Origin of the sequence: Umezawaea sp. (genome assembly GCF_036375055.1) — a bacterium.
GTDB lineage: Bacteria > Actinomycetota > Actinomycetes > Mycobacteriales > Pseudonocardiaceae > Umezawaea.
In genome coordinates, this window is the sequence record NZ_DASUSQ010000065.1 from 53,261 (window position 1) to 66,682 (window position 13,422).

Sequence of the window (13,422 nt, forward strand, 5' to 3'; positions counted from 1 at the left end):
GCGGGAACCCCGGCCCGCTACCACTCCACCCGCAGGCGGGCGAGGCCGCGGATCGACATCCCCTCCTTCCAGACCACGGCGTCGGACCCCGTGGCGACGCGCAGTCCGGGGAAGCGGCGCAGCAGGCGTTCCAGGACGATCCGGAGCTGGAGCCTCGCCAGCGGCGCGCCGAGGCAGCGGTGCACGCCGTGCCCGAACGTCAGGTGCGCGGCGCCGTGACCGCTGGGGCACAGGCCCTCCGGCCGCTCCCACGCCGCGGCGTCCCGGTTCCCGTGCAGCAGCGAGACGACAACGGCCTCGCCGGTGCGGACGACGACGGTCCCGAGCCGCACCGGTTCCAGCGCCACGCGGGGGAAGCTGAGCGGGGTGGACGGGGTGAGCCGCAGCAGCTCGTCGACCAGCCCGTCCAGGTTCTCGGGGTGGGCGCGGAGGTCGTCGAGCACGACGGGGTCCGACAGCAGCGCGAGCACCGACAGGCCGATCTGGCCGACGGTGGTCTCGTAGCCCGCCATCAGCAGGGACAGGCCCAGCGTCAGCATCTCCCCCGGCGACAGCCTGCCCTGGTCCTGCGCCGCGATCAGGTCGGTGAGCAGGTCCTCGTCGTCGCTGTCGCGCTTGCGCGCCACCAGCTCCGCCATGTAGTCGACGAGTTCGAGGCGGCGGCGGGACTTCTCCCTCGGCGAGCTGGCGGAGATGTCGAACAGCACCTCGACCCAGTCGCGGAAGACGTCGCCGTCCTCGGCCGGGATGCCGAGCATCGAGCAGAGGACGGACAGCGGCAGCGGGGTGGCGAGCAGCCCGATCAGGTCGGCGCCCGGCCCGGCCGCGGCGAGCGCGTCGAGGCGCTCGTCGGCGAGGCGCTCGACCGCGGGCGCCATGGCGGCGACCCGGCGGGTGGTGAACGCGCCGCTCACGACGCGGCGCAGCCGGGCGTGGTCCGCGCCGTCCATGCTCATCACGGCGTCCGGCGCGGGCTGCGCGTCGTTGAACCTCGGCGAGTGCGGCTTCGTCGCCTCGGCCCGGCTGAACCGCTGGTCCGCGAGCACCGCCCTGCCGAGGGCGTGGTCGCGGACCAGCCACATCCCGTCGCCCACGGGCGTGACGAACGGGACGACCCCGCTTCCCGGCTCCATGAACGCCGGGAGCGGACCCAGGTCGTCCACACCGTGCTCCTGTGCCACTCGCGTGCTCCTCTCCGCTACCACGTCCGTCGTCCCGCCGTCACGCCGTGATGCGGCGTTCGGCCTCGCGCAGCGTCTCGGCCCGCCGGTTGAACGCGATCCGCACGTGGTCGCGCCCCTGCGCCGGGTCTCCGAAGAACGGCGCTCCGGGCGCGAGCAGCACCCCTGCCCGGTCCAGCAGGTCGTGGGCGAACGCCCGGCAGTCCACGCGCCCGCCGGTCAGCGGGCTGATGTCGGCGAACAGGAAGATGCCGCCCTCCACGGGCGTGAACTTCATGCCCATGCCGGAGAAGACCTCCTGCGCCAGGTCGCGGCGCAGGCTCATCTCGCGGCACACCTCGTCCAGGTCGACCGACCGGGCGGCGCTCGCGGCGGCGGCCTGGAGCGGTGCCGCCGTGCCGTTGGTGGTCAGCTCGTGCACGCGGCGGAACGTCTCGCTGCGCTTGGCGTCGCTGCGCAGGAACCCCAGCCGCCAGCCGCTGATCGCGTGGCTCTTGGACAGCGAGCCGATGACGACGTTGCGGCCGGTGAACGCGGGGATCTCGGTGGCCGAGACGTGCCGCCTGCCGTCGAAGGTGAACGAGCGGTACACCTCGTCGCAGATCACCGTGGCGTCCCAGCGTTCGCAGAGCGCGGCGATCTCCTCCATCTCCTCGCGGCTCAGCACGCGGCCGGTGGGGTTGGCCGGGGTGTTGAGCAGCACGGCCCTGGTGCGGGAGGAGAACGCGGCGGCCAGCTCGGCCGGGTCGTAGCGCCACTCGGGCCCGTGCAGCCGCACGTACCGGAGGCGGGCCCCGACCAGCGCGGCCGACGCGGCGAGCTGCTCGTAGCCCGGCGAGAACAGGACGACCTCGTCACCGGGGTCCAGGGTGGACAGGAGTGCGATGTAGAGCGCCTCGGTGGCGCCCGCGGTGACGGTGATCTCGCGGTCGGGGTCCGCGCCGTCGCCGAGCATGTCGGCGATCCGCTGCCGCAGCTCGGCGACCCCCGCGGGGTGCTCGTACTGGTTCCGCCCGGCGCGCATGGCCTCGGCGGCGTCCTCGACGAGGCTCTCGGAGGTCGCGGGGTAGCCGGGGGTGCCGACCGCCAGGTCGACCGCTCCGCTGGCGCGGGCCATGACGAACAGTTCGGTGAGGCTGTTGCCCGCGAGGCCCGCCGTCCGCGTGGACGTGGGTGATCTGCGGGGCGCTGGGTGCGCCATGTCGTCGTCCTCCAGGAGTGGGTCGGGTGCTTCAGATCTCGGGCCAGTCGGACGGGTCGATCCCGTGGCGGCACAGGAAGGCGTAGGCGATCCGCTCCAACCCGATGCCGACGCACCCGGAGTACGCGGGGGCGCCGCCGGGCGTCGTGATGTCGAAGGCCTCGCCGAACTTCGTGCCGTGCAGGTTGAACGAGCCGACGGAGATGGTGCGGCCGTCGACCACGGGCATCTGGAGCTCGTACTTCATCCTCAGCGCCCGCTGGACCATGGCCCGCTTGGCGTCGGCGCCGTTGGTGAAGAACGGGTCGTTCGCGACCTCCACGTGACCCGCGAGCCGGAGGTCGTCGACCAGCGCGCAGACGGCCGTCACGACGTTCTGCCGCAGGTCGGTCACCGCCTTGCGGCTGCCGAAGAACACGATCTCCCGCATGGTGAAGTCCCACAGCCGTTCCAGCGTGCGGTGGTAGCGCGACTCGAACCGGAAGATCTTGCCGGTGGCGGTCAGGACCGCACCCGCGTCCGGCACCTGCCGCCCGGCCAGCTGGTGGTAGGAGTGGTAGCAGACCGTGGGCGACAGGCAGTACCCGATGTGCTCGGTCCGGCCGTCCAGGAACGCCGTCCTGTCCTCCGCCGCCTCGAACTCGGTCGCGAACCCCTGGTACACGTCGGCGTCGGACCGGAAGCGGCCCGCGGTCATCAGGAACTGCGGGAACGAGTCGAAGTAGCCCGCCCGGTGCAGCACGGAGGTGGGGATGAGGGCCGGGTAGCAGTTGTCGACCGCCCCGAACCCCTCCACGGCCATCGTGCGCACGCGGTGGTCCAGCTGGTAGAGCAGGCGGGCGAGCACCCCGGTCGCCGCGTAGGCCCCGTCGCCCATGCGGGTCACGAGCCCGTTGTCCTCCAGGTCCGCGAACCCGATCCGCGAGGCGCGCGGCATCGCCATCGACTGCCACACCGCGGGGCTGTCCTCCACCGCGCCCTGGGGCAGCACGTCGCGCCGCACCACCAGGTTCAGCTTGCGGCCGATCTCGGACGGGTCGACCTCGCCCGCCGTGGAGATCTCGATCTCCCGCACCTCGCCGCCCCGCCCGTGGACGAGGGTGAACCCGTGGATCTCGGACGCGGCGTAGTAGACGCGCTTCGCGAACTCCTCCGCCATGCCCGGAGGGACCTCCGGGGAGAGGGTGATCGAGTATTCCGGCATGGGTCTGACTCCTCAACGGCGACGAGCGCTCACTGGTCGACAGCTCCGCGGCTGTCCTGGTCACGGGGGTGCGAGGGGGCGGCCAGCTCGCCGCGCACCAGGTCGAGCAGCGCGGTGCGCGCCGTGTGGACGAAGAAGTGGCCGCCGGGCAGGACGTGGTGGGTGAACCGGCCGGTGGACTCCTCCGCCCAGGGGTCCACCCGAGCGGGGGGAACGTCGGTGTCCTCGCTGCCGGTGAACGCCACCACCGGGCACGTCAGCGGACGCTCGGGCGTGTACGCGTAGGTCTCGAACACCGCGAAGTCCGCCCGGATCGTCGGCAGGAAGCGCCGCAGCAGCTCCGGTTCGGCGAGGACCTCGTCCGGCAGCCCGCCGAGCAGCCGGAGCCGGGCGACCACGTCGGCGTCGGACCCGTCGTGCACCGGCGGGTGCACCCGCGGCAGCCGGGGCGCGGGCCCGCCGGACACGAACAGCGCCAGCGGCTCGCCCGCGCCGCGGCGGCGGAGTTCCCGCGCCAGCTCGAACGCGACGAGCGATCCCAGGCTGTGGCCGAAGAGCGCGTGCGGCACGTCCAGCTCGTCGCTGATCGCCGACGCGAGCGCGTCGACCACGTCGTCCAGCCTGCCGAAGGCCTGCTCCCGCAGGCGGGTCTGGTGGCCGGGCAGCTCGACGGGGCAGACCTCGACGTCGTCGCCGAGGGCACCGCGCCACAGGTGGTAGACCGAGGCCGCTCCGCCCACGTACGGCAGGCAGAACAGCCGGACGGCGGGCGCGTGCGGGCGCGGCGGGCCGACGATCCAGCCGCCCGCCCGCCGGTCGGCACCGCGGGACGCGATGGGGTGCACGGGGTTCCTCCTCTCGGCTACTTGGAGATCTCGGCGTCGACGTCGGGTTTGCCGGTGTCGTCGGCGTCGGCGATCGACGTGGCGATCTCGGGCACGGGGACGCGGGCCACGAACAGCGAGACCGCGCACAGCACGGCGGCGACGGTCATGACGACGTACATGACCTGGTGGCCCAGGACCCCGATGAGCGCGGCGCCCGCGGCGATCGACGCCGACTGGACGGCGTCGGTGACGCTGCCGACCGCCGCGTTGGCCCGCCCCTGCATCCGCGAGGGCGTGTAGAGGTGCAGGGCGGTGCCCAGCGCGACCATCACGAACGGCAGGCCGAGCCCGAACAGGACGACGCCGACCAGGAAGAAGGGGACGCCCGGCACGAGGCACAGCCCCAGGCCCGCGGCGATCAGCACGTACCCCGCGCTGGTGCTCCTGACCTCACCCCAGCGCTTCACCGCGGTGCCCGCGATGAGTCCACCGAGGACGGACCCGCCGCCCTGGAACGAGGTGATCACACCCAGGAACGCGGCCTGCTGGCCGAGTCCCTGGTTCGCCGCGAAGATGGCGGTCTCCAGCAGGCCGACGACGGCCATGAACCCCAGCGTCGTGAGCGAGAGGCGCAGCAGGAGCGGCACGCCGCGGATGAACCGGAACCCGGCGAGGACGGAGGTGAGGAACCGCTCCCCCGCGGGCTCGGGCTCGGACTCCACGACCTTGATGGAGACCAGCAGCAGCACCGCGACCACGAACGTGCCGGTGCCGAGCACGGCCAGCGAGCGCCCGCCGAACGCGACGTAGGCCGCCGCGCCGAGCGCCGGGGACACGATGCGCACGCCCTGGCTGACGGCGATGATCAGCGACCGCGCCGCCGCCGCGTCGGCGGAGGGCAGGACGTCCTTCAGCAGCGCCGGGGACGCCGGGCTGGCGGACAGCACCCCGTAGCAGAAGGTGACCACGTAGATGATCCACACCTGCTCGACGCCCCGCACCGCCAGCAGGGCGAGGAACAGCACCGCCATGCCGCTGTACATGCCGACCATCAGCCGCTTGCGGCTGACCCGGTCGACGAGGTGGCCGAGCAGCGGCGCGAAGAGCCCCGGCACCGTGATGGCCAGGAACACCGCGCCCGCGGCGGCGTTCGACCCGGTCAGGTCCTTGACCCAGATGGCGAGCGAGAGGTAGACGGCGGTCTCGCCGAAGCTCGTCACCACCCCGCAGACGAAGAGCCTGCGGAAGCGCCGGTTGGTGCGCAATAGCGTCCACATGAGAATTCCCCTTGGTGCCGCAGGCGCGGTGGGCAGGCGGCGGGCCTGCCCGGATGGTCGGTCAGCGCTCGCCCATGGCCACGCGGAGGCTCCTGGGTCGCATGTCGGTCCAGACCTCTTCGATGTGCTCCAGGCACGCCTCGCGGCTGCCGGTCACGCCGACGGTGCGCCACCCGGCCGGAACGGCCCGGCCCACGGCCCAGATCGAGTACTGCTCCTCGTCGTTGACGACGACGTCGTACTCCGGGGCGGTGGTGGTCGACGACTCGGTCATGGTGGTTCTCCTCGCTGGTGTTCGGACGGGGGTTCAGCTGGTGGGTGCGTTCTCGGTCTCCCGCGAGACCGAGTCGACGAGGCGGCGCAGGGTGGGTTCGGCCAGGAAGTCGGCGAGGTCCACCACCACTCCGAAGGACTCGTCCACGCGGGCGAGCAGCTTGAGCGCCTTGATGGAGTGGCCGCCCAGCGCGACGAAGCTGTCGTCGGGACGGGCGGTGGCCGTGCCGAGCGATTCGCACCAGAGCGCCGTGACGGCCTCCGCGAGCGGGTCGTCGGCCGGGGGCTCCCCGGTGTCGCCGCCGGACGCCGGGAGGTCGTCCGGCAGGGACGCGAGCAGGGCGGCGCGGTCCACCTTGCCGTTCGCGTTGAGGGGCAGGCGATCGGTCACGACGATCGCAGGCACCATGTACTCCGGCAGCCGCGCGCGCAGGCCGTCGGCGATCCCGGCGGCGTCGGCCAGTGCCGCGCCGCCCGTGACGCAGGCCAGCAGTTCGGTGCTGTCGGCCGTGGCGCGGGCGAACACGACCGCGTCGGTGACGTCCGGGAGCGAGCGCAGCGCCAGTTCGATCTCGCCCAGTTCGACCCGGAAGCCGCGGACCTTGACCTGGTCGTCCGTGCGGCCGACGAAGTGGAAGGTGCCGTCGCCCCGCGGGCGCACCCGGTCGCCGGTGCGGTAGAGGCGACCGCCCGCCGGGCCGAACGGGTCGGGCACGAACGAGGCCGCCGTGAGCGCCGGGTTGCCGTGGTAGCCCAGGGCCAGGCCCTCTCCCCCGACGTACAGCTCGCCCTCGACGCCGGGTGCGACCGGTTCGCCGTGGAGCCCGAGCGCGTGGGCGGTCGAGCCGGAGACGGCCCGGCCGATCGACAGCGGACCGGGGTCGAGGTCGGCGGGCGTGACCCGCTGGAGGGTGCTGACCGTGGTGTTCTCGGTGGGGCCGTAGACGTTCACGACCCGCGCGGGCGGCTGGTTCGCCAGCAGCCGCGCGAGGCGCTGCTCGTCGGCCTTCTCCCCGCCGAAGATCAGCAGCCGGACCCCGCTCATCGCGTCGGGCTCGAAGTCGATCACGGTGTGGAGCAGCGCGGTGGGCAGGCCGAGCACGCTGATGCGCTCCTCGGCGAGGAAGGCGCGCAGCCGGGCGGGTGACAGGGCGTCCTGCTTGTCGCCGACCACCAGGACGGCGCCGGAGCCCAGCGCGCCCCACAGCTCCAGGATGGAGGCGTCGAACGCCGGGTTGCACAGGTGCGCGACCCGGTCGTCGGCGTGGTAGACGATGCCGTCGGCGTCGGGCACCAGTCGGCTGATCCCCCGGTGCGGGACGACGACGGTCTTGGGGCGCCCGGTGGAGCCGGAGGTGGAGATCAGGTACGCGGGGTCCTCGCCGACGACCCGCACCGGGACGGCCGGGTCGGCGTCGCGGCCGGCCAGCAGGTCGGCCAGTTCGAGGACCGGCACCTCCGGCGGGAGCGACGGGTGCGGTCCGGCGACGAGCACCGCGTCGGCCACGCCGAGCAGCGCCGTGCGGACGCGGTCCGGCGGCTGCTCGGGGTCGAGCGGCAGGTAGGCGCAGCCCGCGTAGAAGATGCCCAGGTAGGCGCACACCGAGTCGATCCCGCGCGGCAGCGGGACCGCGACCACGCCACCCCGGCGCAGGCCCGCGGCCCGCAGGCCGGTGGCGATGGCGACCGCCCGCTCGTCGAGCTGCCGGTAGGTGAGTTCGACGCCGCGGTGCCGCAGCGCCGGTGCGTCCGGCCGTTGCGCGGCGCGCAGGCGGACCAGCTCCGGGATGGGCCGCCGAGCGCGGGTCGGGGCGCGTTCCGGGTCGGTGCGGGCCGCGGTGGCGGGTGGGCGGCCCGGCAGGCGCAGGGGCGCGTCCGGGCGGGAGAACGCCGCGCGGGCGGCGTCGAGGAGTCCGGTGTGGACGTCCGCGGCCCGCTCCGCGGAGAACAGCCCGGTGAGGTGCTCGAACTCGGTGGTCGTGCGGTCCGCGTGGCGGGTCACCGACCACAGCAGCTCGTACTTGGCCGTGCCCGTCGGCAGCAGTTCGCGGTGCGCCACCAGGTCGTCCAGCCGCAGCGCGCTGTCCGCGGCGTCGAGGTAGGTGAGCCCGGCCTGCACGAGCGGCGCGCGGGCCGGGTCGCCGCCGGGACCGAGGTCCTCGACGATCGTCTGGAACGGCACGCCCCGGTGGGCGAGCGCCTCGGCGGTCGCGCGCCGGACCGCGCGGGCGAGGTCCCTGGTGGTGGTGCCGTCCGGGAGGGCCAGCCGCAGCGGCACCGGGTCGACGAACATCCCGATCTCGCCGCGCTGCTCCGGGGTGCGCGAGGAGGCGGCGATGCCGATCACGACATCGCGTTCGCCGGTCAGCGGGACCAGGCCCGCCACGTAGGCGACGATCCAGGTCATGAACGGGCTGAGCCGCTCCTGGGCGGCCAGGTCGGCCATGCCCGCCAGCAGGTCGTCCGGGGCGACCAGCGCGTGCACGGCGCCCGCGCTGCCCGGTGAGGCCGTCCGCGGCAGGTCGTGCGGCAGCGCGATGCCGCGCGGGGCACCCGCGAGGGTGCGCCGCCAGTAGGCGCGGGCCTCGTCCTCGTCGAACAGCCGGGAGGCCGTCTCGGGGAGCGCGTCGGGCCGGGGGTCGGGTTCGACCCCGGAGTAGAGCTTCCCGAGGTCGTCCTCCAGGATCGCGAGCGAGGCCCCGTCGCACACCAGGTGGTGCACGGTGAGCAGCAGCAGGTCGTCCTCGTCGCCGCGGTCGACGGCCAGCGCGCGCAGCAGCGGCGGGTTCGCCAGGTCGAACGGCTGGCGGGCGTGCTCGTCGATCAGGTCCCGCACGGTCGCCTCCGGCAGGCCGCAGGCGTCCAGCCAGCGGCACGAGACGGTCGCGGTGGGCGAGGTGACCGCCCGGCCGGGAGCCTCGAAGCCGCGGCGCAGGGAGTCGTGCCGGGCCACGAGGGCGTCGAGCGCGGTCCGCAGGCGCGGCACGTCGACGCGTCCGGGAATCCGGTACAGCGCGGCGATGTGGTAGGTCGGCGAGCCGGGGTGCAGCCGCTCCGCGAACCACAGCCGTTCCTCGGCCGGGGTGAGCGGGCGCTCCTGCCCCTCGGGTCGGGGGTCGGTCAGGAACGACAGCAGCCCGCCGAACTCCGGGTGCTGGTACACCAGGTCCAGGTCGAGGTCGGTGCCGGTGAGGGCGCGCAGGCTGATGGCGGTCTCCACCGCCAGCCCCGAGTCGCCGCCCGCCTCGAAGAAGTCGTCCTCCGGGCTGACGTGGTCGACGCCGAGCATCGCGCACCAGATCCCGGCGACGGCCTCGCGCAGGCCGTCGGGCCGCTCAGTCATCCGAGCCCCCCGCCACCGGTTCGCGGACGACCAGCCAGTCCCCGATCGCCAGGGCGTCGAGGGTGGAGCGGGCGTAGGTCTCGACGGCTTCGGCGGGTGTGCGCACGATCGGCTGCCCGCGCAGGTTGAACGAGGTGTTCAGCAGGACCGGGGTGCCGTGGTCGTCGCCGAAGCGCCGGATCAGGGCGTGGAAGCGCGGCGCGGACTCCTGCTCGACGACCTGGACCCTGGCGGAGCCGTCGACGTGGGTGATCGAGGTCAGCAGCTCGCGGAACGGCTCGCGCACCTGCGTGACGAACAGCATGTGCCGGAAGCGGCTCTCCTGGCCCTCCTCGATCTCGAAGAACTCGCCCGCCCGCTCCGCGACCACGGCGGGGGCGAAGGGCCGGAACTCCTCGCGCTGCTTGACCACCGCGTTGAGGTGCTCGCGCATGTTCGGCGCGGTCGGGTCGGCGAGGATGCTGCGGTTGCCCAGCGCTCGCGGGCCGAACTCCATGCGCCCCTGGAACCACGAGACCACGGAACCCGATCCGATGAGGACGGACACCTCCTTCAGCAGCGACTCGCCGGGCAGGTGGCGCACCTGGTGGCCGGGACCGAGCGTCCCCAGCGCCGCCTCGACGTCGGCGTCGCCGAACTCGTCGCCCCAGTAGGGCATCCCCATCGGCAGGGGGTCGGCGGGGACGTGCTCGCGCAGCACGTGCAGGGCCGCGCCGAGCGCGGTCCCGTCGTCGCCCGCGGCGGGCTGGATGAAGACGTTCTCGAACAGGCCGCTGCGGGAGATCAGGCCGTTGGCGGTGCAGTTGAGCGCGACGCCGCCCGCCAGGCAGAGGTTCGTCGAGGGCGGGCCGCCCTCGATCCCCTCGCGCAGCACGAACAGCAGGGCTTCCTCGATCGCCCGCTGGAGCACGGAGGCGATGTCCATGTGCCGCTGGGTGACCGGCGCGTCGGGGTGGCGCGCGGGCCCGAACAGCTCTTCGAGGCGCCGGATCGCGCCGCTGTGCGTCTCGCGCTCCGCGGGCGTGCGGTCGTGGGCCAGCAGCGGCACCGCCAGGCCGCCGCCCGGTCGCAGGTCGACCAGTTCGACGTCCGGGAAGGCACCGGTGTCGCCGTAGGGCGCGAGCCCCATCACCTTGTACTCGTCCATGCCGGGCAGGAACCCGAGGTACTGGGTGACGACGCTGTAGAGGATGCCGAGCGAGCTGGCGATCGGGTACGTGCGCAGGGTTTCCAGCGTGCTGCCGCGTCCGCTGAACAGGGAGGTCGACTCGGCCTCGCCCATGCCGTCGGCCACGAGCACCACCGCGTCGCGGAACCCGCTCAGGTGGTAGCTGCTCGCGGCGTGCGCGAGGTGGTGCGGGACGCGGACCAGCTTGCGCTCCCAGTCCTGGTCCGGGTAGTGCGCCCGCAGCACGTCGAGCTGGACCTCCTCGCTGTAGGCCTCCCGGTACCAGCGCCGGAGGTTGTCGTCCAGCTCGAAGGCGGGCGAGGGCTCGTAGCGGAAGCCGTGCGCGACGAGGTCGACGTCGTCCAGCGTCTTGCCCGCCATGCGCAGGCACGCGGCGACGGCGTCCACGGGGAACGCGCCGGTGCCCTTGACGCCGTCGTGGCGTTCCTGCGCCGACGCCGCGATGACGCCGTTCTCGTCGACCAGCGCGGCGGCCGAGTCGAGGCCCTGCACCAGGCGCTGCTCCCGCCAGTCGAGTCCGGGTGTCAACCGCTTCTTGAGCGCAGCGGTCCGGTCGAGCCCGCTGATACCGAGGACCAGCACGTCAATCTCCTGTCTGTGCGGTGGAGCCACGCAGGGTGTCGGCGACGGCCTTCACCCAGGGGCGGCGCATGAGCTGGAAGTGGTCGCCGTCGACGTGCGTGACCGAGAGCGTCCCGGTCAGGTCGCGCCACGCGGCGGCGACGAGGTCGGCGCCGTCCCCGGACGCCAGCACGAGGTCGGTCGGGCCGTCGAACGCCGCGGGGCGGTGGTCCACGAGCCCGGTGAACACGTCGCGCCAGAAGGCCATGAGCGCGGCGACGGTGGGCCCGTCGAGCGCCGCGACGGCCGAGGGGTCCACGCCGAGCGTGACGAACAGCCGGTCGGCGCCGTCGAAGCCCAGCAGCGGCGCGGGTCCGCGCTCCAGCACGTCGGCGCGGAGCGCGTCGAGGGTGGCGATGTCCAGTCGTTCCGCCTCCACGTCGGCGGTGCGCCGCGGGTCGGAGTCGACGAGGACCAGGCGGTGGACGGCGATCCCCCGGTCGGCCAGCGCGCGGGCGAGGGCGTGGGCGATGACGCCGCCCGCCGACCAGCCCGCGACCACCGGTTCGCGGTCCCCGAGCACCGGCACCAGTTCGTCGGCGTACCGCTCGGCCAGCCCGGCGAGGTCGGTCGCGCCGGAGTCCTCGCCGCCGATGCGGCCCTGCAACCCGAACGCCTCGAAGTCGGTCGCCACCTCGCCGAGCAGGTCGAGGTAGCTGAACAGCGTGCCGCCGACGGGGTGGACGAGGACGAGCGGGCGAGCACCCCGGACACCGCCGAGCGGGACGACCGCGCGGGTCTCGGCGGCGTCGCCGCGCAGCGCCAGGTCGTCGATCCGCTCGGCCTGTTCCGCGATGGTGGGCGCCGTGTACAGGTGGGACAGCGGGATCCGTGCCGCGAAGTCGCGGCTGAGCGCCATCGTGAGGCGGATGGCGAGCAGGGAGTGCCCGCCCAGCGCGAAGAAGTCGTCGTGCACGCCGACGTCCGCCACGCCCAGCACCGCCCGCCACGCGGCGGCGATCCGCCGCTCGGTCCCGGTGCGCGGGGCCACGACGTCCCGGTGCGGCAGTCGGGTGTCGACGTCGTCCGGCACGGTCAGCGCCCTGCGGTCGAGCTTGCCGCCCACGGTCATCGGCAGAGCGTCGACCCGCACCAGCACCGTCGGGACCGCCGCGGCCGGGAGCGCGCCGAGCAGGTGCTCGCGGATCTCCTCCCGGTCGAGCACCGCCCCCGCCACGACCAGGTGCGCGACCAGCCGCAGCCGCCCGTCGGCACCGACGCGGTGGGCCGAGACCGCCGCCGCGTCGATCGCGGGGTGGGCGCGGAGCACCGCCTCGACCTCCTCGGGCTCCACGCGCTGGCCCTGGATCTTGACCTGGTGGTCGTTGCGGCCGAGGAACTCGATCTGGCCGTCGACCGTGTACCGCCCGAGGTCTCCCGTGCGGTAGAGCCTGCTCCCCGGTTCACCCCAGGGGTCGGGGACGAACACCGCGGCCGTCGCGCCGGGGCGGCGGACGTAGCCGCGGCCCACACCGGGACCGCCGATGACGATCTCGCCGGGCGAGCCGGGCGGGACCTGGTGCAGGTGCTCGTCGACCAGGTGCACGCGCACGTTCCCGTACGGCCTGCCGATGACCGACGACTCGTGCGCGCCGATGTCCGCGAACGCCGCGTCGACCGTCACCTCGGCGGGCCCGTACATGTTGTGCCCGACCACGTCGGGGTGCGACCGGAAGGCGTGCCACAGGTCGGGCGGGCACACCTCGCCGCCGAACGCGACCAGCGTGGGCGGGTGCGGGGTGTCCAGCAGTCCCGCCTCCACCATGACCTGGACCTGCGAGGTGGCCACGTCGATGACGTCCACCGAACGCTCGGGGTCCTGCGCCAGCTCGACCAGGTGCCGGGGGTCGCGGCCCTCGGCACCGGAGACCACCAGCAGCAGGTGGCCGTCCAGCAGCGGCAGGATCTGCGTGAGGAAGAAGTCGGAGATGAACGCCGACGTGCCCGTCAGCACGCGGGCCTGGCTCCCGGCCGCGAGCCCGGCACGCCGCATCCGGGGCAGCAGCAGGGTTTCCGCGTAGTTGGCCAGGCCGCCGTGGTCGACCATCACGCCCTTGGGACGACCGGTCGAGCCGGAGGTGAACATCACGTACGCCAGGTCCCGTGCGCCCACCTGCGGCAGGTCCACGTCCGGCACGTCGGTGTCCGGCTCCAGGGGCACGGTGCGCCAGGACTCCGGCGTCGCCTCCCGCGACACGACCACCACCGGGACCGCGTCCTCCACCATCACGGCCAACCGGGCCGCGGGCAGCTCCGGGTCCAGCGGCAGGAACGCACCACCGGACTTCCACACCGCCCACACCGCC

Annotated in this window: 9 protein-coding genes; all 9 read right to left on the reverse strand. The window is 73.9% G+C overall.

Annotated elements, in window-relative coordinates:
- Nucleotides 1-17 precede the first annotated feature (17 nt).
- Complete coding sequence (locus VFZ92_RS18465) at nucleotides 18-1,181, reverse strand: cytochrome P450 (protein WP_330877196.1); 1,164 nt, start codon at nucleotides 1,179-1,181, stop codon at nucleotides 18-20.
- Between the two features lie 40 nt (nucleotides 1,182-1,221).
- Nucleotides 1,222-2,382: a pyridoxal phosphate-dependent aminotransferase gene (locus VFZ92_RS18470; protein WP_330877197.1), complete on the reverse strand. Its 1,161-nt coding sequence runs from the start codon at nucleotides 2,380-2,382 to the stop codon at nucleotides 1,222-1,224.
- A 31-nt stretch (nucleotides 2,383-2,413) separates the two neighbouring features.
- Nucleotides 2,414-3,586 (reverse strand): hypothetical protein, encoded by a 1,173-nt coding sequence (locus VFZ92_RS18475; RefSeq protein WP_330877198.1) that lies wholly within the window; start codon nucleotides 3,584-3,586, stop codon nucleotides 2,414-2,416.
- A 29-nt stretch (nucleotides 3,587-3,615) separates the two neighbouring features.
- Nucleotides 3,616-4,431: a thioesterase II family protein gene (locus VFZ92_RS18480; RefSeq protein ID WP_330877199.1), complete on the reverse strand. Its 816-nt coding sequence runs from the start codon at nucleotides 4,429-4,431 to the stop codon at nucleotides 3,616-3,618.
- A gap of 17 nt (nucleotides 4,432-4,448) precedes the next feature.
- Nucleotides 4,449-5,690, reverse strand: coding sequence for an MFS transporter (locus VFZ92_RS18485; protein WP_330877200.1), 1,242 nt, complete (start codon nucleotides 5,688-5,690; stop codon nucleotides 4,449-4,451).
- 61 nt (nucleotides 5,691-5,751) lie between these two features.
- Nucleotides 5,752-5,964, reverse strand: a complete 213-nt coding sequence (locus VFZ92_RS18490; protein ID WP_330877201.1) for an MbtH family protein — start codon at nucleotides 5,962-5,964, stop codon at nucleotides 5,752-5,754.
- A 33-nt stretch (nucleotides 5,965-5,997) separates the two neighbouring features.
- Nucleotides 5,998-9,306: an amino acid adenylation domain-containing protein gene (locus VFZ92_RS18495; RefSeq protein ID WP_330877202.1), complete on the reverse strand. Its 3,309-nt coding sequence runs from the start codon at nucleotides 9,304-9,306 to the stop codon at nucleotides 5,998-6,000.
- Complete coding sequence (locus VFZ92_RS18500) at nucleotides 9,299-11,077, reverse strand: carbamoyltransferase family protein (RefSeq protein WP_330877203.1); 1,779 nt, start codon at nucleotides 11,075-11,077, stop codon at nucleotides 9,299-9,301. Before VFZ92_RS18500 ends, VFZ92_RS18495 begins: the two co-directional genes overlap by 8 nt.
- Nucleotide 11,078: 1 nt before the next feature.
- Nucleotides 11,079-13,422 (reverse strand): AMP-binding protein (locus VFZ92_RS18505; RefSeq protein ID WP_330877204.1); only part of this gene is annotated, 2,344 nt, incomplete at its 5' end.

What these genes read in the sequence shown, in the direction of transcription:
- VFZ92_RS18475 (WP_330877198.1), bottom strand. Translation starts at nt 3,586, where the DNA reads ATGCCGGAATACTCGATCACCCTCTCCCCGGAGGTCCCTCCGGGCATG.
- VFZ92_RS18495 (WP_330877202.1), bottom strand. Translation starts at nt 9,306, where the DNA reads ATGACTGAGCGGCCCGACGGCCTGCGCGAGGCCGTCGCCGGGATCTGG.
- VFZ92_RS18470 (WP_330877197.1), bottom strand. Translation starts at nt 2,382, where the DNA reads ATGGCGCACCCAGCGCCCCGCAGATCACCCACGTCCACGCGGACGGCG.
- VFZ92_RS18490 (WP_330877201.1), bottom strand. Translation starts at nt 5,964, where the DNA reads ATGACCGAGTCGTCGACCACCACCGCCCCGGAGTACGACGTCGTCGTC.
- VFZ92_RS18485 (WP_330877200.1), bottom strand. Translation starts at nt 5,690, where the DNA reads ATGTGGACGCTATTGCGCACCAACCGGCGCTTCCGCAGGCTCTTCGTC.